Annotated in this window: 17 protein-coding genes; 8 read left to right on the top strand and 9 right to left on the bottom strand. The window is 53.3% G+C overall.

All coding sequences use genetic code 11. The features are described from left to right. Positions 1–82: 82 nt before the first annotated feature. Positions 83–766, top strand: coding sequence for a PAQR family membrane homeostasis protein TrhA (gene trhA, locus ACLM7Z_RS04160; RefSeq protein WP_087019689.1), 684 nt, complete (start codon positions 83–85; stop codon positions 764–766). 140 nt (positions 767–906) lie between these two features. Here the strand turns inward: trhA and ACLM7Z_RS04155 are convergent, their stop codons facing one another. The 3 genes from ACLM7Z_RS04155 to ACLM7Z_RS04145 form a co-directional block, all read right to left on the bottom strand. After that, the gene (locus tag ACLM7Z_RS04155; protein ID WP_087019692.1) at positions 907–2,409 is read right to left on the bottom strand and encodes a sensor histidine kinase; all 1,503 of its coding nucleotides are present in this window, start codon (positions 2,407–2,409) and stop codon (positions 907–909) included. Further along, a complete protein-coding gene (locus ACLM7Z_RS04150; RefSeq protein WP_087019695.1) occupies positions 2,406–3,086 on the bottom strand; it encodes a response regulator transcription factor in 681 nt (226 codons plus the stop codon). Before ACLM7Z_RS04150 ends, ACLM7Z_RS04155 begins: the two co-directional genes overlap by 4 nt. Positions 3,087–3,181: 95 nt before the next feature. Further along, positions 3,182–4,096, bottom strand: a complete 915-nt coding sequence (locus ACLM7Z_RS04145; protein WP_273349680.1) for a LysR family transcriptional regulator — start codon at positions 4,094–4,096, stop codon at positions 3,182–3,184. Positions 4,097–4,212: 116 nt separating this feature from the next. Between ACLM7Z_RS04145 and ACLM7Z_RS04140 the strand changes: the two genes are divergently transcribed. After that, positions 4,213–4,890: a YoaK family protein gene (locus ACLM7Z_RS04140; RefSeq protein WP_087019702.1), complete on the top strand. Its 678-nt coding sequence runs from the start codon at positions 4,213–4,215 to the stop codon at positions 4,888–4,890. Between the two features lie 56 nt (positions 4,891–4,946). Here the strand turns inward: ACLM7Z_RS04140 and ACLM7Z_RS04135 are convergent, their stop codons facing one another. The 3 genes from ACLM7Z_RS04135 to ACLM7Z_RS04125 all read right to left on the bottom strand — a co-directional run bounded on the left by ACLM7Z_RS04135 (position 4,947) and on the right by ACLM7Z_RS04125 (position 8,689). Next, on the bottom strand, positions 4,947–6,236 hold the full coding sequence (locus tag ACLM7Z_RS04135; RefSeq protein WP_242969825.1) for a glycosyltransferase family 2 protein: 1,290 nt from the start codon (positions 6,234–6,236) through the stop codon (positions 4,947–4,949). 252 nt (positions 6,237–6,488) lie between these two features. After that, positions 6,489–7,628, bottom strand: coding sequence for a peptidylprolyl isomerase (locus ACLM7Z_RS04130; RefSeq protein WP_165761104.1), 1,140 nt, complete (start codon positions 7,626–7,628; stop codon positions 6,489–6,491). Between the two features lie 212 nt (positions 7,629–7,840). Beyond that, the gene (locus ACLM7Z_RS04125; RefSeq protein WP_273349676.1) at positions 7,841–8,689 is read right to left on the bottom strand and encodes an AraC family transcriptional regulator; all 849 of its coding nucleotides are present in this window, start codon (positions 8,687–8,689) and stop codon (positions 7,841–7,843) included. Between the two features lie 288 nt (positions 8,690–8,977). Between ACLM7Z_RS04125 and ACLM7Z_RS04120 the strand changes: the two genes are divergently transcribed. After that, on the top strand, positions 8,978–10,156 hold the full coding sequence (locus ACLM7Z_RS04120) for a Gfo/Idh/MocA family protein (protein WP_087019711.1): 1,179 nt from the start codon (positions 8,978–8,980) through the stop codon (positions 10,154–10,156). Between the two features lie 108 nt (positions 10,157–10,264). Here the strand turns inward: ACLM7Z_RS04120 and ACLM7Z_RS04115 are convergent, their stop codons facing one another. After that, a complete protein-coding gene (locus tag ACLM7Z_RS04115) occupies positions 10,265–10,468 on the bottom strand; it encodes a hypothetical protein (protein ID WP_273350562.1) in 204 nt (67 codons plus the stop codon). A 128-nt stretch (positions 10,469–10,596) separates the two neighbouring features. Between ACLM7Z_RS04115 and ACLM7Z_RS04110 the strand changes: the two genes are divergently transcribed. From ACLM7Z_RS04110 to ACLM7Z_RS04095, 4 genes are all read left to right on the top strand, one after another. Continuing rightward, on the top strand, positions 10,597–10,767 hold the full coding sequence (locus ACLM7Z_RS04110) for an Arc family DNA-binding protein (protein ID WP_108721052.1): 171 nt from the start codon (positions 10,597–10,599) through the stop codon (positions 10,765–10,767). A gap of 380 nt (positions 10,768–11,147) precedes the next feature. Next, a complete protein-coding gene (gene clpB / locus ACLM7Z_RS04105; protein WP_435645613.1) occupies positions 11,148–13,763 on the top strand; it encodes an ATP-dependent chaperone ClpB in 2,616 nt (871 codons plus the stop codon). Positions 13,764–13,971: 208 nt separating this feature from the next. Then, entirely contained in the window at positions 13,972–14,373 is a 402-nt protein-coding gene (locus tag ACLM7Z_RS04100; protein ID WP_087019720.1) for a tetratricopeptide repeat protein, read from the top strand. A 111-nt stretch (positions 14,374–14,484) separates the two neighbouring features. Further along, entirely contained in the window at positions 14,485–14,730 is a 246-nt protein-coding gene (locus ACLM7Z_RS04095; protein ID WP_435645612.1) for a hypothetical protein, read from the top strand. Here ACLM7Z_RS04095 and feoB read toward each other — a convergent pair. Both feoB and ACLM7Z_RS04085 read right to left on the bottom strand, forming a co-directional pair. Further along, positions 14,706–16,688: a ferrous iron transport protein B gene (gene feoB, locus ACLM7Z_RS04090; RefSeq protein WP_087019723.1), complete on the bottom strand. Its 1,983-nt coding sequence runs from the start codon at positions 16,686–16,688 to the stop codon at positions 14,706–14,708. The two genes, ACLM7Z_RS04095 and feoB, sit on opposite strands and share 25 nt — an antisense overlap. Next, on the bottom strand, positions 16,685–16,921 hold the full coding sequence (locus tag ACLM7Z_RS04085; protein ID WP_087019726.1) for a FeoA family protein: 237 nt from the start codon (positions 16,919–16,921) through the stop codon (positions 16,685–16,687). The genes feoB and ACLM7Z_RS04085 overlap by 4 nt, the downstream gene beginning before the upstream one ends. Before the next feature lie 252 nt (positions 16,922–17,173). Here ACLM7Z_RS04085 and ACLM7Z_RS04080 point away from each other — a divergent pair, with 252 nt between their 5' ends. Next, complete coding sequence (locus tag ACLM7Z_RS04080) at positions 17,174–18,022, top strand: patatin-like phospholipase family protein (protein ID WP_087019730.1); 849 nt, start codon at positions 17,174–17,176, stop codon at positions 18,020–18,022. The last annotated feature ends 67 nt before the right edge of the window (positions 18,023–18,089 follow it).

Below are 18,089 nucleotides of genomic sequence, written 5' to 3'. Positions count from 1 at the left end.
ATGTGCTATACTATATGCATAACATGGTTTTGAAAACCAGATATAAAACTTTTTGATACGATTTTGGAATGAGGTGTTATATATGAAACAGTATGAACATCATGGGCTGTACGGTATCTTTACCCGCCGCGCCCGCGACCCGATGAGCAGCTTTACTCATCTGCTGGCAGCCATCGGCTCGGTTTGTGTTGCGCTGGCACTCGCCATCTATTCCCACCGGATCGGCGGAACGCTGCTGCAAACGATATCGGTCATCGTATTCGGCCTGTCGCTGACGGCATTATATACGGCAAGCTCGGTCTTTCATTTTTATAACAGAGGCAATTCCGGCATCCAGCTGCGCCTGCGCAAGCTCGACCATTCGATGATTTATGTGCTCATCGCGGGATCGTATACGCCGTTCCTCATCTGTGCGCTCGGCGCAGCCGCGTGGAAGAGCCTTGCGGTGATCTGGGGCATTGCGCTCGCGGGCATTGTCATCAAGCTGGTCTGGATGGATGCGCCGCGCTGGCTGTCCACAGCGTTTTACCTCGCGCTCGGCTGGTGCATTGTCGCCATCCCGGAGGCCATCCACAGCATGCCGCTGCCGGTTCTGGTGCTGACGGCGCTGGGCGGCGTGGCATATTCCGCAGGCGCGGTCATCTACGCGACCAAAAAGCCGAATTTCGGTTCGGTCTGGGGATTTCATGAAATCTTCCATCTGTTTACCATGCTCGGTTCGATTTTGCAGGTCATTGCGGTGTTCCTGTTCCTCGCCGTGCGCTGATTTTTTTGCCTGAACCAATCTAAATAAAATCAACACCGGAGGGTCAGCTCAAAACAGGGCTGACCCTCCGGTGTTTTTCCGGTAGTTCGGACGCCTTTATCCGGAGAGAGCCGTCCGGACTGCGTGAACCGACGGTTTGTTTACTCTGTCTCCTTCGGCAGCGACAGGTAAAATTCCACGCCGTCCTCTGTATTTCGCACGCCGCAGCCGCCGGCATGTGCCGTCAGGATGGCGCGGACAATCGACAGGCCGATGCCGGAACCGCCGCCGCTGACGCGCGTGCGCGATTTGTCCAGCTTGTAAAACTTGTCCCAGATTTTGTCCATTTCCTCCTGCGCGAGCTGGCAGCCCTGGTTGCGCACGCTCATGACAATGTGGCGCGTGTCCTCCGAGGTGGAGATGTGAATCTGTCCGCCCTCCGGCGTGTGATCGATGGCATTGGTCATGTAGTTGAGCAGGGCGCGCTCCATCATGTCGTAATCGGCGTGCAGCACCTGGGCACCGACACCGGACAGGTCGACATGCAGATGCTTTTCCTGCCACATGACTTGTGTCTTGCCGGCAACCGCCTCTGCCAGCTCATAGGCGTCAAAATCCGTCTTGTTCGGCACGGTGTTGCCCAGCTCAAGGCGCGACAGATCGAGCAGCTGGCGCACCAGATGGTTCATACGCTTTGCTTCGTCGATGATAATGTCACAGTAGTAATTTTTGTCTTCTTCCGATTCGTTGATGCCGACACGCAGACCTTCGGCATAGCCCTGAATCAGCGCAATCGGCGTTTTCAGGTCGTGCGAGACATTGATGATGAATTCTTTTCGCATGTCGTCGATGCGCTGTTTTTCCTCGATTTCCTTATGCAGCTGTTCGTTCATCTGCTGCATGTCGCGGATCGCGGATTCCAGATACTCCGACATCTGGTTGATGCTTTGTCCCAGCTCACCCAGTTCGTCGGGGTCTGTTCCGGTGTATTTTTTGGAGAAATCCAGCCGGGCAACGGAGTTAGCTACCTCCGTCATCTGGATTACCGGGCGGGTGAAGTGCCCGCCGATGAAAAAGCCCGCAATCAGGCAGGCGAGCAGCGCGAGCAGGCCGGAAATCATCAGGAAGATAAAGTTGACCGACTGATTTTCCCGCAGCGCCGCAGTCGGCACGCGCAGCAGAATGGTATCGCCGGTGCGCAGAATGCCGATGAGCGCAACATAGGCGGTACTGCCGTCTGCATCATTCAGCGTGGAAAACGTATAGCCTTTGCGCTCCAGCTCCCGGCTGTCGTACACATACAGCATTTCCCCGAATGGGTTTTGCATCATAGAGTCCAGGAATGCTGTCGAGCGGTCATGCGCAAAGATGGTATCATAAATATACGTTCCGTAATTATTTAAGATGCTGATTCGGATGTTGTTATTATTCTCCATCTGTTTTAAGTTATCTTGCAGTATAGAAATATCTCCATTATACTGTTCGTTGATGGAGTTGTAGGCGTGTACCAGGCTGTTCTTTTTTTGCAGCAGATAAAAGCTGTGGAAGAACAGCACGTTGAGCACAAGCATGACGCCGATAAACACCGCGGCCGCGAATGCGACAGCGGAAAAAAAGCGAAAGCGCAGCGACTGCCGTCCGCGGCGCTTGGGGCGCGCGTTCATGTCTTGTCACCTTCAAACCGGTAGCCAAAGCCGCGTACCGTTTCAATCATGGTGCCGCAGGGGCCGAGCTTGGCGCGCAGCTTTTTGACATGCGTGTCTACGGTGCGCAGGTCGCCGAAGTAGTCATAGCCCCATACGGCGTTGAGGATGTTCTCACGCGAGGCGGCAATGTTCTGGTTGTTTTTAAAATAAATCAGAAGCTCATATTCCTTCGGCGTCAGGTCGACGGTTTTGCCGTCCACACAGACCTCCCGGCGCACCTCGTTGATGGACAGCGCACCCGACTGGAATATGCCCTCATCGCGCTGATGGCGGCGCTTTTCAATCGCGCGCACGCGCGCGGAAAGCACGATCGGAGAAAATGGCTTGGTAATATAGTCATCTGCCCCCAGATCAAAGCCAAAGACTTCGTCATTTTCCTCCGTGCGTGCGGTCAGCATCATGACGGGTACTTCTTTGTTTTTGGAGCGGATATGGCGCAGGACGCTCCAGCCGTCATAGACCGGCATCATGACATCGAGGATAATCAGGTCGATGGTGTTCAGGCGCTGGTCGATCAGCTCCATTGCCTGTCCGCCGTCGGCTGCCTGTAGGACGGTATAGCCATCCCGGCGCAGGAAATCGGACACCAGTCGGCGGATGCGTTCCTCATCGTCTGCGATCAATATGGTGAACATAGCAGTAGCTCCTCTCTGATTCCGTTTGATTGTTTTTATTTTACGATAATTATGTGAACAAGATGTGACCAAATAGCAACGGAATGGTTTCTTTGTCAGTCGAGCGGGAATGCCTGCGGGGACAGCACGGAAATTTCCGGGAATGTCGCAGCTGTGCGTTGGAATTCACGGATGAAGCCGGTGAGCACAGGCCCGGTGTGGCGCTGGTCTGTCAGGATGGCGTAGCAGGTGCGCGGTTCCGGCGCATCGCGCAGCGGGACGGTGCGGCAGCCGCCTTTGCCGGACAGCGTCTGCGCGACGGTAGCGGGCACAATGGCCCAGGCATCCGGCAGCCGGAGCAGCTGCTCGAGCAGTGACATGTTGTCCAGTGCGACGCGGAGCTGCGGGCTGCTGCCGAACCAATAGTCATGCCACATCAGGAAGGGATTGCTCCAAGGGATATAGATTTCATCGGCGCTGTCCAGTGCGGATGGATCGATCGAATCGTGATAGTTTGCATCTGTTCCACAGATAAATGCCATATTTTCCCGAAACAGTGGAATTGTCTGCACTTTTTTAAAGAAATGTGGGTTGGTAATGAAACCGAGGTCGATTTCGCGGTTTTCCACTGCGCTGTAGGAGACATTGGAGCGCATGGTGACAAGGCTCAGCCGACAGGATGGATTTTTTTTCAGAAAGCCGGAGACCACCTGCGGCATGAAAAACAGGTTCAAGCTGTCCACATTGGACATGCGGAACGGTGCTGCGGGCTGCTCCTCACTGAGTTTCTGTGTTTCCTGCCACAGCTGTTCCCATTTTTTCGCAATCGGAACAAATCGCTGTCCCGCGTCGGTCAGTTCAATGGCACGAATGCCCCGGTGCCGTACAACCAGCTCCGCGCCGACCTCGTGTTCCAGTGCGGACAGGCGGTGGCTGAGCGCAGGCTGGGATACGTACAGCGCTTCCGCCGCTTTGGACAGCGACGGGCTGGAAACAATCGTGAGAAAGGTCTGAATGTCGAGATGGTTCATGCGCTGTCCTCCATAATAGAAATATTATTTATATTATATAGATGAAATATCAAATTTACAATATAATTCAAACGGAGTATAATGGCAGGCAGAATACAAAATGGATGGAATGGAATATGAAACAATGCAATGACAGAGAACGGTGGATCCATCAGAATATGGCGGTGATTGGCGGCTTTATGGGCGGCTATGCGATTTTGAATCATCACGAGCTGTTTGGCTCGGCGCAGACCGCGAACATGATTTCGATTGCCATGGATGCCGCCGGGCGGCTGGATGCGGATTTTGCGGTGCGTGTCCTCGGCCTGCTGGTTTATATGGCGGGACTGGCGAGCACAGTCATCCTGCCAAAGCTCAATTTGAACCTGAAGCTGTTCAGCGTCTGTCTGGACGCGGCGGCACTGGTACTCGTCGGGTTGTTGCCCGATGATCTGAATGACTTTATCGCACTGTACCCGCTGTTTTTTGCCTCGTCGGTGCAGTGGTGCTCGTTTAAGGGCGCGGATGGCTTTGTCAGCGCGAGCATTTTTTCGACCAACAATCTGCGTCAGTTTACGACTTCGTTTACAGAGTATATTTGCAGCCGCGACAGGGAAGCGCTGCGCAAGGGAAAATTTTACGGCAAGGTGCTCCTTTTCTTCCATTCCGGCGTGGCGGCGGCATTCCTGTCCTGTCAGGCGTTCGGATTAAAAGGCGCATGGGTCGGCATTGTCCCGGTCTGCACGGCATTTGCTCAGGTGTGCATCGACTGCTATGGCGGCGCCTGTGAGACAGAGGAGCTGGCAGCGCAATAAAAACGAACAAAAGAAAAACCGGCAAAAGCCGGTTTTTTTGTGTCGTTTTTGCGGATTTATCGCACTTCGTCGAGCGATTTTGAGACATCATGGCGGATCGGCTTCCATTCCACCTTCTTGAATACCGATGCGACAGCGATCGGGAAATAGGTGAGCTGGAAGAACGGGAAGGTAAATGTGTACAGGATGCGCTTGTGCAGCGGGCAGTTGATCTTTTTGCGCTCCGTAATCATTGTCAGCGCACCCATGAGGAACAGGGAGCCGTAATACCCGCTGAGCCAGAACGTAAGCGAGCTGAACATGGTTTCCATCAGGTGCGGCATGTATGTATTGCCGAGCAGTGCAAACAGCAGCAATGCCAGATCACTGATGAGCACGCAGACCGTCAGCAGCATGCACGGCATGACCGTCATAAACAGGTCATAGCAGGCAAACGGATTTTTGCGGCGGTTTTTGATAATGCCGCCGCCCAGACGGGTGCCATAGTTGCCCGCAACCTGATAAAAGCCCTTGCTCCAGCGCATGCGCTGGTTCCACGACTGGTCGAAGCGGGTCGGCTGTTCGTCATACAGCATGGCGCCGGCACAGTAGCCGATGGTCTCGCCGCGGATGACGGTATCAACCGTGAACTCAATGTCCTCGGTCAGCAGGTGGTAATTCCAGCCGCCGCGCTCGCGGATGACCTCACTGGAAACCAGAAAGCCGGTGCCGGAAACCGCACAGCTCGTGCCGAGCATCATGCGGGCATTGTTGAGGAATTTTGCCTCACGCAGGAACCACAGCGAATAGCCAGCGGAAATCCAGTTGGTGCCGAAGTTTTTGGAATTGCGGTAGCTGGTGATAATGCGGTAGCCCTTTGAGAACGTCTTGTTCATCTCGGCGAAATAGTTTTCATCGAGCAGGTTGTCCGCGTCAATGATGACATAGGCGTCATAATAGCTGTCGCCAAAATCCTCCGCGATATGCTGGAAGGCATAATTCAGGGCAAAGCCCTTGCCGACCTTTTCCTGATTGAAGCGTTCATAAACAATGGCGCCATGGTCGCGGGCGACCTGCGCGGTATCGTCGGTGCAGTTGTCCGCGATAATAATCGCGTCGAGCATTTCCGACGGGTAATTCTGTTGTTTGATGGTGTCGACAAGCTGGCCGATGACGGCAGATTCATTGCGCGCCGAAATAATTGCCGCAAACCGGTGCAGCGTCACCGGAGGCTCGGCATGCTTTTTGGCTTTGCGCTTCTGCCGCCACTCCCCGACGAAGACGACGACAATATAAAACATCTGATAGACATATAAAGCCGATATGACCGTAATGACAACTGCATTGATATTGACAAGCAAATTCACGGCATGAGCCTCCTTATATAAATCTCTTCCATCGCTGTCTTTTTCAAAAGATATCACTTTTTGCGGCTTATTTCAAGGAATTTTTCAACAGTTTACAGGATGTTCTTAATTTTCTACAGTGTATACAAATTGTGACGGAAGCCCTGTCGGATTTCTGCACACTTTTCTCGCGCACATTTGACCGCGTACAAAAGACAAGCCGCCTGCACAAACTGTGCAGGCGGCGGATGGTTTGCAGTTAAAAAGGCGGAATCAGGCAGCGGAGCCATTCGCGGAGATTGAAGCAGAACCCGAACCGGATACCAGTGCGTCCGATGCAAACGGCAGATAGGTATTGACGTTATATGCCGTGATCTTGTCGTACTCGTCGGTGGTTTCGACCTCCAGCGACTCAATGATTTCATCCAGCTTGTCGCTGACAATGGTCTCGCCGATGGCAGTCTTGATGGTGCTGTCGTCGCCGTCGCCGGTGTTGTTCAGATAGGCAGAGGTGTCAGTCAGTGCATCTTCCTTCAGTTCCATCTTCTTGATGATGAACCAGCCGTAGCCTTCGTGATAGACCAGCTCGTCGTTGATGGAATCGACGTCCATGTCCTTGATGGCGTTGTAGTATTCATCGACCATGTCGCCTTCGGTGAAGTAATAGCCGTCATCGCTCTGTGCGGTATCGGCGTTGTTTTCTTCCCACAGCGTGTCGAAATCATCCGGATTTGCCTTTGCCTTGTCCAGAATATCCTGAGCCTTCTTCTTGGCAGCTTCCAGTGCGTCGCCGGTCAGGGCATTGCCGTCATCGTCGGTATCTGCAATCAGGATGGACTTGGCGTGCAGATAGGTGTTGTTGAACTTTTCGGTAATCACACCGTCATCATAATACTTGTCGATGATATCCTGCTCGAGCTGCATGGTCTCACAGTTTTTGTCGTACAGCGCTTCGGTGTAGCCATAGCTGTTGAGGTAGGTGACAAACGGATCTTCATCGCCCTTGACCGAATATTTCAGCCAGCGGGTAAAGCTGCCGGTCTTGGAGCCGAGGGACTCACGGTTGGTGTTCTTGTTTTCCTCCAGCTTTTCCTTGGATTCCTTGCTGAGGGTGACACCTTCCTGCTCGGCGAGCTTGTCAATTGCGCGGTACTGGATGACCTGGTTTTTGCAGCCTTCCTTGATGCTGTCGAAAATGGTCTCTTCGGCCAGCTGGCTGACATCCATGCCGAAATAGTTTTCATAGTACATCATATTATAGACAATGTACGCCGCCAACTCACTGGACTGTACATCCTCACCGTCGACGGTCATGACAACCGGGGTCGAGTCCTTGGACGAGCCGCAGCCCGCCAGCATGCCGACGCACAGGACACTGGCCATCAGCATGGATAAAAATCGCTTCAGCTTCATATACATTCGTTCTCCTGTTCTGGTAATACATATAATACATAAGTCCGTCCATGCCGCAGATTCTCTTTGATGCATCCCCGCTGCGGCATCTGGTCTCACCTGTTCATTATATCACCAACGGACAGGCAGTACAACGGATAAAACCGTAAATTTTGTGTGTACATCGTGTGAATTTCACCGGGGTTTTGGACGTTTTTACCAGCTGCGATCTGTCATTTTACAGAAAGACCGCTGTTTTTCCGGTATTCGCGCGGGGAACAGCCGACTTTTTTGAGGAACAGGTTGCTCAGGCTGCTGCCGCTCTCGTATCCGACGGCATAGGCGATGTCGGCGACCGGCATGGTTGTTTGCAGAAGCAGCATTTTGGCTTTTTCCAGGCGGGTATTGATGATGTATTCCGTCGGAGAAAAGCCAGTCTGCCGTTTGAATTCATGCGAATAGTGGAATGCGCTCAGATGTGCCATGTCCGCCAGTTCCTGCAACGAGATGGCCTCGCCGACATGCGCGCGGATATAGAGGACAGTCTGGGTGATCGGGTTGTCGCGCTGTACGAGGCTGCGCGGCGGCATGGCGAGCTGCATGAGCATCTGATAAATGCGGAGCGAATCCAGCGCTTCGGTTTCAATGCCGCGGCGGCGGTACGCCTGTACCAGCTCGAACAACTGCTCTCCGATGGAAATATTCTCCTCACGCCGCAGCAGCGGGCCTTGTTCCGCAATGGCATGCGCCAGCGCATGGGCACCTGTGCCGTCGAAATGCAGGTAGAGAAATTCCACACCGGTTTTCTCCGCAGTATAACGATGCGGCTGGTCGCAGTCGAGCAGGACAATGTCACCCTTTTCCGCACGGTATTCCTGCCCGCCGTACTGCACGCGCAGTACGCCGCTGCGGAGAAACAGCAGCAGTGGGTTGTCATAGTGGTCACGGACGACCTGATAGGCTCCGTCACAGAAATAATGCCCGCACAGGACGGGGTAAAAATACAGCGCCTGTGCGTGTGCTGTCGGTGTCAGCGGAACGCACAGGGAATTGGGCAGGATGCCCGGGCCGAGTTCATACACAGGTTTTTCTCCTTTTCGCAAAATCGATTAAGTTCTTCGCAGATTCAATTATTTACGTCCTGACACTGGTAGTATATAATACAGACAACGAAACGGAAAGGCGGGAAATAAACAAAAATATTCGCAATTTTTTGTCGATTTTAGCCAATTTCAATGCGAAAAAGTTCAAAAATAAAATCGCAGAAAAATATCTTCCGTGTCGCAAATCCAAGCATGTTGTTGTAAAAGAAAACAAAATTATTCAGTCAAAAACCAAAGAGAAGTTACTGAGAGAAAGGAAGTACTAGTATGCAGATTGGTGAAAAGAAAATTGAGCGCCCCTTCCGTTGGGGCATCGTAGGCGGCGGCAAGACCTCTCAGGTCGGCTACAAGCATCGTCTGGGCGCAATGCGCGACAACACTTCGTTCGTTCTGACTGCTGCGGCATTCGACGTTGACTTCGATCGCTGCAAGGAGTTCGGCAAGAACCTGTGCATGGATGAGGATCGTCTGTATCCGGATTATCAGACCATGTTCGCAGAAGAGGCAAAGCGCGAGGACGGCATTGAGGCTGTTGACATTGCTACCCCGAACTTCCTGCATTACGAAGCAACCAAGGCAGCTCTGGAAGCTGGCCTGCACGTCATCTGCGAGAAGCCGCTGTTTTTCGAGGTTGAGCAGGGCGAGGAGATCAAGAGACTGGCAGAAGAGAAGGGCAAGATCGTTTGTGTTACCTATGGCTTCTCCGGCTTCGAGCTGCTCCAGCAGATGCGTTCGATGGTTACCTCCGGCATGCTGGGCAAGATCAACATGATCGACCTGCGCTATGCACATGGCTTCGGCTGTGATCCGGAAGGCGACGTCAAGTCCGAAGGCCAGAAGTGGCGTGTTGACCCGTCCAAGGTAGGACGCGCATTCGTTCTGGGCGATCTGTCCACCCATACCTACTACATGTCCCAGATGATCTGCCCGGATCAGAAGCTGAAGCAGGTTCTGTGTGACCGTCAGGCATTTGTCGGCTCCCGTTATCCGCTGGAGGACAATGCATATGTCCTGATGCGTTATGAAGACGGTGCGGTTGGCCGTATGTGGTGCTCCTGCGTCAACGCCGGCGACATGAGCTCCCAGCACATCCGCATCGTTGGCTCCAAGGCTTCCCTGGAGTGGAACGATATGCATCCGGACGAACTGCACTATCAGCCGCAGGGCCAGCCGGAGCAGATTCTGTACCGTGGCATGGGTTACCTCTCTCCGGAGGCACAGGAAGACGAGCGTCTGGGTGCGCTGCACTACACCGGCCTCATCGAGTCCTGGTCCAACCTGTACGGCCGCTTCGCTGTTGCAATGGACGCAAAGAACCGCGGCGACGAAGAGACGCTCAAGAACCTGGTTTACCCGGATCTGGAGCACGGCATCGACGGCATCAAGTGGATCAATGCATGCGCAGAGTCCGCTGACAAGGGTGCTGTCTGGGTTGACGTAAAGTAAGATAAACACCTTACATTTCTCAAACTCAATATATTCCAAAAGGGAAACCGCCGGTCTCATAAGAGATCGGCGGTTTTCTGTGTTTATGGGGAAATCGGGGGGATATTTCTATTTATCTGTTGGGTTGCAGTCCTCAGAGCTGCCGCCGGCACGGTAGCCTTCTTGAATCCACCCATCTTCCTGCATACAGCGGTCAATATAGAGCTGCTGGCAGCTCAGTTGTACTTCACGGATCAGGCGCATGGCGGCTTCGGTTTGCTGAATCATAGTGTGGTACATCTTTCTGTAATCCAACGGTTCATCGTCACGCATGGCGGCAGCCTCCTTTGTGATAAACATATTTTAGATATATTTTGCATCTATTTCCAACAATATAACACAGTCAGCTCATACAATAGACAGAAATAGACATAAAATATGTTTATTCGGGGGGTGAAAATATGGCTGTGAAAAGTCTTTCTGTCAGAATTGAAGAAAAGATGCTGAATAAGCTGCACGTGGTCGCGGGTTACGAAGGGCGTTCCGCCAACAGCCAGATTCTGATTCTCATCCGCGACTGCATCGAACAGTACGAAGCCGCGCATGGGAAAATCGAACTGGAGACAAAATAAAACGCGCCGCTTGACAGGCAAGGGACGCGATGGTAAAATGAAGATAACGAAAAGGCACACTGGTAGACGGTGCGCCCGCTATGAAGACGTAACCGCCTGATAGTTTTGGGAGACTCAGGCGGTTACTTTCGTTTTTGCTGGCAGGTTCTCTTTTTGTCCAACTGACAGAAAGGGACTTTTTTTCTGCCTGCATTTCCCGAGCAGTGCGTTTCATTGCGATCGATTTTAGCACTCTCGAACTTAGAGTGCTAAAATTAACATTTTCTTAACAACTATCCCCTTGTATTTCCTTCCAGCCGGAATTATAATGCAATCGTTAGGAAATCCTGGACGGATGTATCAATACACAGACCGTCCACGCCAAGGGAGGTAGTTATTCTATGAACGCTCAGAAATTTACACAAAAGTCACTGGAAGCCATTCAGAGCGCCCAGTCATTGTACAATGAATACGGCAATGCCGAGATGGGACAGGAGCACCTGCTGCTCGCACTGTTACAGCAGGATGGCGGCCTGATTTCCCAGCTGATGACCAAGATGGGCATTGATGCAGCTGCCATGCAGACGCAGACCATGCGTGCACTGGAAAAGCTGCCGCGCATCTCCGGCGGGCGCGATGCCAGCCGCCTGTATGTCACGGCGGATATGCAGAAAACGCTCAATCAGGCCGAGCAGGTCGCAGATCAGATGAAGGATGATTTTGTTTCCGTCGAGCATCTGTTCCTCGCTCTGATTGATACCGCAGGCGGCGCAGTCCGGGAACTGTTCCGTACCTTCGGTATCGAGAAAAATAAATTTTTACAGGCGCTGTCCACCGTGCGCGGCAATCAGCGTGTCACCACCGATTCCCCGGAGGATACCTATGACGCACTGAAAAAATACGGCACGGATTTGGTCGAGCGCGCGAGACAGAAAAAAATGGACCCGGTCATCGGCCGTGATGATGAGATCAGAAATGTGATTCGGATTCTGTCGCGCAAAACCAAGAACAATCCGGTTCTGATCGGTGAGCCGGGTGTCGGCAAGACTGCCATCGCCGAGGGACTTGCACAGCGCATTGTGCGCGGCGATGTCCCGGGTACGCTGAAAGACAAGACGATTTTCTCGCTGGATATGGGCTCGCTCGTCGCAGGTGCAAAATACCGCGGCGAATTTGAGGAACGCCTGAAGGCTGTCCTCAATGAGGTCAAAAAGAGCGAGGGCAATATTATTCTGTTCATCGATGAGCTGCATACCATTGTCGGCGCGGGCAAAACCGACGGCGCTATGGATGCAGGCAATCTGCTCAAGCCAATGCTGGCGCGCGGTGAGCTGCACTGCATCGGTGCAACCACGCTGAACGAGTACCGCCAGTATATTGAAAAAGATCCGGCACTGGAACGCCGTTTCCAACCGGTCATGGTCGGTGAACCGACTGTGGAGGACACCATCGCCATTCTCCGCGGCCTGAAGGAACGCTATGAAGTTTATCACGGCGTAAAAATTCAGGATTCTGCACTGATTGCAGCAGCAACCCTGTCCAATCGATATATTTCCGACCGTTTCTTGCCTGACAAAGCAATTGACCTCGTCGATGAAGCGTGCGCGATGATCCGCACGGAAATCGATTCCATGCCGACCGAACTGGATGTCATCCAGCGCAAAATCATTCAGCATGAGATCGAAGAGGCTGCCCTCAAGAAGGAAGATGACCAGCTGTCCAAAGAGCATCTGGCGGAAATCCAGAAGGAACTCGCGGAAATGCGCGAGCAGTTCAACTCTATGAAAGCGCGCTGGGACAATGAAAAGAATGCCATCGGCAAGGTACAGAAGCTGCGTGCGGATATCGAACAGATGAATGCCGATATTGAACGCGCGGAAGACAGCTATGACCTAAATAAGGCAGCTGAGCTGAAATATGGCCGCCTGCCTGAGCTGAAAAAGCAGCTGGAAGAGGAAGAAGCACGTGCCGAAGAAACCGAAGGCAAGCATACTCTGCTGCGTGATAAGGTTACAGATGAGGAAATTGCACGCATCATTGAGCGTTGGACCGGTATTCCGGTTGCCCGCCTGATGGAGGGTGAGCGCGAAAAGCTGCTGCATCTGGAGGATACGCTGCATGAGCGCGTCATCGGACAGGATGAAGCAGTCAAGCGTGTCTCCGAAGCCATCCTGCGTTCGCGTGCAGGCATTCAGGACCCGAACCGTCCCATCGGTTCGTTCCTGTTCCTCGGCCCGACCGGTGTCGGCAAAACCGAGCTGGCAAAGACACTGGCAGCGACCTTGTTTGATGACGAGAAAAATCTGATCCGCATCGATATGTCGGAATATATGGAAAAATATTCGGTATCTCGCCTGATCGGTGCGCCTCCCGGATATGTCGGATATGAAGAAGGCGGTCAGCTGACCGAAGCTGTCCGCAGACAGCCATATTCTGTTGTCCTGTTCGATGAAATCGAAAAGGCACACCCGGATGTCTTCAATGTCCTGTTGCAGGTACTCGATGACGGCCGAATTACCGACTCGCAGGGACGTACCGTCGATTTCAAAAATACCATTATTATCCTGACATCCAACCTCGGCTCGTCTGCTCTGCTTGAGGGCATTGACGAGAACGGTGAAATCCGTGAGGAGGCAAAGGCGCAGGTCAATGACCTGCTGCGCCATTCGTTCCGTCCGGAATTCCTCAACCGTCTGGATGAAATTGTATTCTATAAGCCGCTCACCAAGGAAAATATTACCGGTATCATCGACCTGCTGATCGAGGCACTCGGCAAGCGCCTGGAAGACAAGCAGCTGTCTGTCAAGCTGACCGATGCCGCAAAGCAGTATGTCATTGACAACGGCTATGATCCGGTTTACGGTGCACGCCCGCTCAAGCGCTTCTTGCAGCGCAATGTCGAGACCTTGCTCGGACGTGAGATCATTGCCGGAGACCTGTCCGCCGGAACAACACTTCAGGTCGACGTACAGGACGGCCGGCTGGTGGTCATACCGATTTCCATACAGAACGCATAATATGCTCATTTACAGCCCCTGTTTGACAGGGGCTGTTTGTGATATATAGAGAAAAAGCGAGAATAACTTGACATCTGCTTAGAGGTGATTTATCATAAAGCAATGAAGTTGCAGAAATGTGTCCGGTGCAGGATTTGCCTGTATTGGGGAACATCTGCGGCCTCATACTTATCTATATCATATATATCATAAAATGGGGATACGGATTATGCAATGGGGGAACAAACCATTTGACTTTGTGGATATCCGCATGGAGGATATCGAGCAGGAGCTTCAGGAAACCGGGGATGAACCGTTGATACAGATGATGCAGCGGCTTTCGGAGGGTGATGATGAGGCGCTGGAATTTGTCGGCACGGCTTATCTGCGCGGCAGCAATGGACTGCACGCGGATTTTGATAAAGCGGTGCTTTTCCTCCAGCTCGCCGCGGAATGTGGCAGCACGACGGCACAGCTGTATATTGCCGACTGCTATGCATATGGCATCGGCATGACGCCCGATCTGGATGCAGCGCGCAATTATTACCGTCTCGCTGCACAGAGCCAGACACCGTCCGTCCGGGATGCCGCATGCGGGCAGCTGGAGCGGCTGAAAAACGCGGAACAATGAAAAAAGCACCAGTCGTTTGAGACTGGTGCTTTTTTTGCGCCCGAAATGCCCCTCATACCGTCCATTTGACGGCTTTTCAACCGTTTTCCCGGCGGAAGGGAGCACCGGTTTGTGCCAGTTCCATGGCTCGCGCATCGGGAACACCATGCGGCGGTTTCCCGCTGCTGTACGGTTGATACAAATCCGTGGTTTTATTTCTTTTTCCCCACAGGTCCCGCAGTTGCGGCAGGCGGAGCAGTCCCCACAGCATTTGCCGCGGTTTTTCCAGCAGTGCCGCACGGCCAGCACAAACAGAACTGCCAGGACGGCGAGAATCAGGAGATCTGCGGCGCTCATACCAGCAGCACCGCGATGTGATAGACAACAAACGAGAACACCCATGCCATAATGCACTGGAGTGCGGCGATGCCTGCGGCGGCGCGCGCACTGCGCAGTTCATTTTTCACTGCCGTGACTGCTGCGATACACGGCGTATACAGCAGAATAAAGGTCAGGAAGGAGGCTGCCGAAGCGGTGGTCAGCATGCTGGACAGGCTGCCGCCGGTCAGAACGGTGAGGGTGGAAACAACTGCTTCCTTTGCAGAGAAGCCCGCAATCAGTGCGGTAGCGGCGCGCCAGTCGCCGAAGCCGAGCGGTGTGAAGATCGGCGCGAGGAACGAGCCGAGCACAGCGAGAATGCTGTCCGACGTGTTTGCCGCGACATTCAGGCGCGGGTCAAAGGTTTGCAGGAACCAGATAATGACGGTTGCAACAAAGATAATCGTAAATGCACGTTCCAGAAAATCGCGTGCCTTATCCCACAGCAGCATGCCGACATTGCGCGGGCTGGGCATGCGGTAATTTGGCAGCTCCATGACGAACGGCACCGGCTGACCCTGGAAGGAGGTATTCTTGAGCACGAGCGCAGTCAGAATGCCGACTGCCATGCCGCCGATGTACAGCAGGATCATCGCAACAGCGGCATAATGCGGGAAAAATGCCATGGAAATGACCGAATAGACCGGCAGCTTGGCCGAGCACGACATAAACGGTGTCAGCATGATGGTCATGCGGCGGTCGCGCTCACTCGACAGCGTGCGCGTCGCCATGATGGCGGGCACAGAGCAGCCGAAGCCGATGAGCATCGGGACAAAGGAACGGCCGGACAGACCGATTTTGCGCAGCAGCTTGTCCATGACAAACGCGACACGCGCCATATAACCGCTGTCTTCCAGAATGGAGAGGAAGAAGAACAGCACGACAATGGTCGGCAGGAATGACAGAACGGCACCGACACCGTTGCAAATGCCGTCGATGACGAGCGAATGCACAACCGGATTGATGCCATAGGCAGTCAGGCCGCGGTCAATCAGGTTTGTGGCGGCTTCGATGACAGATTCAAACGCACCGCTGAGCGTTGCGCCGACAACACCAAAGGTCAGCCAGAAAATCAGCATCATGATGCCGAGGAAAATCGGAATACCAAAGTATTTGTGCGTCAGTACGCTGTCGATGCGCACCGAGCGCAGATAGCCCTTGCTCTCGCCGCGTCGTGTGACAGCGGTTTTGCAGGCGCCTTCAATAAAGGTGTACCGCATGTCTGCGAGCGCCGCCTCGCGGTCGGTATCACATTCATGCTCCATCTCGATGACGAAATGTTCAATTGTGTCAATTTCATTCTGCGACAGGCGCAGCTTTTGCAGCATCGGCTCATCGCCTTCGATCAGCTTGGCAGCAGCAAAATGCGGCGGGATGCCGGCGGCTTCCGCGTGATCTTCGACCATGTGGCTGACCGCATGGATGGCGCGGTGCACCGGGCCGGTACAGAAATCCTGTCGGCGCGGTTTCTGCTTACTGGATGCGACATCCAGCAGGACATGCACCAGTTCGCTGATGCCTTCGCCCTTGCTCGCGGAAATCGGGACGACAGGGACGCCGAGCGCTTCCGACAGCGCAGGCAGATCGATGCTCATGCCGTTGGCGCGCACCTCATCCATCATATTGACCGCGATGACGGTCGGTGTGCCCAGCTCAAGCAGCTGGAGCGTTAAGTACAGATTGCGTTCGATGTTGGTGCCGTCGATGATGTTGATGATGCCATCCGGATGGTTTTCGAGGATAAAGTCACGCGTGACAATTTCCTCCGAAGTATAAGGGGAGAGGGAATAGATGCCCGGCAGATCGACGACCGTATCGTTTTCCGTGCCGCGGATTTTGCCCTCCTTGCGTTCAACGGTGACGCCGGGGAAATTGCCGACGTGCTGATTGGAACCGGTCAGCTGGTTGAACAGCGTGGTTTTGCCACAGTTTTGATTTCCCGCAAGTGCAAATATCATGAATTGACCTCCAGCGGTTCGACCTCAATATTTTTTGCGTCATCCAGACGGATGGTGAGCTGATAGCCGCGCAGGAACAGCTCAATGGGGTCGCCCATCGGGGCTGTTTTGCGGATGCATACCGTGGTGTGCGGTGTCAGGCCCATGTCCAGCAGATGACGGCGCAGCGCTCCCTGTCCGCCGACAGCGGTAATGCGTGCGTTTTTTCCAATCGGAAGCTGATCGAGTGTCATACAGTTTCCTCCTTCTGAAAAATGTTAGTTTCTGCTGACTTTTAGTATAAATACATTGGCGCATCCTGTCAATGCCATTGGTGGGAAAAAACGGAAATCATACAGAAAAAATACAGACGCACGGCAACCCGTCCAAAAGATTTGTTACAATCCGATAACTTTGGGGGAGGGGAACGGTGCCCCTGCCGCTTGCCGCGGGACAAAAAGGCTGGTATACTGGATATACTGGAATAAACAGAAAGGATGATTGGCATGAAAACCGGACTGGTGCTCGAAGGCGGCGGCATGCGCGGCCTGTATACCATCGGCGTGCTCGACGCCATGATGGAATATGATATCTGGACGGATTATGTAATTGGTGTCTCGGCGGGCGCCTGCAACGGAGCTTCTTATGTATCCAGACAGCAGTACCGCAATTACCGCATCGATGAACAATACTTGAAGGATAAAAGATATATAAGTATACAGAATTTTATCAAAACTCGATCGCTGTTCGGTATGGATTTTATTTTTTCTGAGATTCCGAACCAGTTGGATGTATTCGACCAGCAGGCATTTTTGGACAATCCGGTGGAATTTGTCGTCGGCGTGACCGATATGGAAACCGGAAAGCCGGTGTATTTCGGCAAGCAGGAGAGCTGTGAAGACGAGTGCATGGTGATCCGCGCCTCCTCGTCCATCCCGATGTTTTCCCCTCCGGTTGCATTCCACGGCAGAAAGTATCTGGACGGCGGCACCTCTGACCCCATTCCGTTTAAAAAGGCGCTGCTGGATGGCTGTGAAAAGCTGGTGATTGTGCGCACACGTGACCGCACCTATACCAAATCGCCGGAGGGCGGGCGCGCCGTTTACAGCCGCAGCTTCCGCAGTACGCCCGGCATGATCGACTGCATTGACCGCCGTCATGAGGTCTATAACCAGCAGGTGCGCTGCTGTGCGCGCATGGAACAGGCGGGACAGGCGATGATCCTCGCGCCGGAAAAGCCGATCACCATCAGCCGCTTTGAAAATGATATCAGAAAGCTGGATGTGCTGTACCGCGAAGGCTGGCAGGCGGTTGAGACACAGCTGGATGAACTGCGGTCATTTATCGGCAAATGAATGCCCGAAATGATTGCTGTATATCATTGACAGATATACCGGAGACAACGATGATAGAGGCAATCAT

The sequence above is a fragment of the Butyricicoccus porcorum genome (assembly GCF_051246315.1).
Classification (GTDB): domain Bacteria; phylum Bacillota; class Clostridia; order Oscillospirales; family Butyricicoccaceae; genus Butyricicoccus_A; species Butyricicoccus_A porcorum.
The sequence above is the reverse complement of the archived record's forward strand: the minus strand, read 5'-3'. Positions and strand labels throughout refer to the sequence as shown.

Coding starts and splice junctions, on each gene's coding strand:
- trhA (WP_087019689.1), top strand. CDS start 83: ATGAAACAGTATGAACATCATGGGCTGTACGGTATCTTTACCCGCCGC.
- ACLM7Z_RS04155 (WP_087019692.1), bottom strand. CDS start 2,409: ATGAACGCGCGCCCCAAGCGCCGCGGACGGCAGTCGCTGCGCTTTCGC.
- ACLM7Z_RS04150 (WP_087019695.1), bottom strand. CDS start 3,086: ATGTTCACCATATTGATCGCAGACGATGAGGAACGCATCCGCCGACTG.
- ACLM7Z_RS04145 (WP_273349680.1), bottom strand. CDS start 4,096: ATGAACCATCTCGACATTCAGACCTTTCTCACGATTGTTTCCAGCCCG.
- ACLM7Z_RS04140 (WP_087019702.1), top strand. CDS start 4,213: ATGAAACAATGCAATGACAGAGAACGGTGGATCCATCAGAATATGGCG.
- ACLM7Z_RS04130 (WP_165761104.1), bottom strand. CDS start 7,628: ATGAAGCTGAAGCGATTTTTATCCATGCTGATGGCCAGTGTCCTGTGC.
- ACLM7Z_RS04120 (WP_087019711.1), top strand. CDS start 8,978: ATGCAGATTGGTGAAAAGAAAATTGAGCGCCCCTTCCGTTGGGGCATC.
- ACLM7Z_RS04115 (WP_273350562.1), bottom strand. CDS start 10,468: ATGCGTGACGATGAACCGTTGGATTACAGAAAGATGTACCACACTATG.
- ACLM7Z_RS04110 (WP_108721052.1), top strand. CDS start 10,597: ATGGCTGTGAAAAGTCTTTCTGTCAGAATTGAAGAAAAGATGCTGAAT.
- clpB (WP_435645613.1), top strand. CDS start 11,148: ATGAACGCTCAGAAATTTACACAAAAGTCACTGGAAGCCATTCAGAGC.
- ACLM7Z_RS04100 (WP_087019720.1), top strand. CDS start 13,972: ATGCAATGGGGGAACAAACCATTTGACTTTGTGGATATCCGCATGGAG.
- feoB (WP_087019723.1), bottom strand. CDS start 16,688: ATGATATTTGCACTTGCGGGAAATCAAAACTGTGGCAAAACCACGCTG.
- ACLM7Z_RS04085 (WP_087019726.1), bottom strand. CDS start 16,921: ATGACACTCGATCAGCTTCCGATTGGAAAAAACGCACGCATTACCGCT.
- ACLM7Z_RS04080 (WP_087019730.1), top strand. CDS start 17,174: ATGAAAACCGGACTGGTGCTCGAAGGCGGCGGCATGCGCGGCCTGTAT.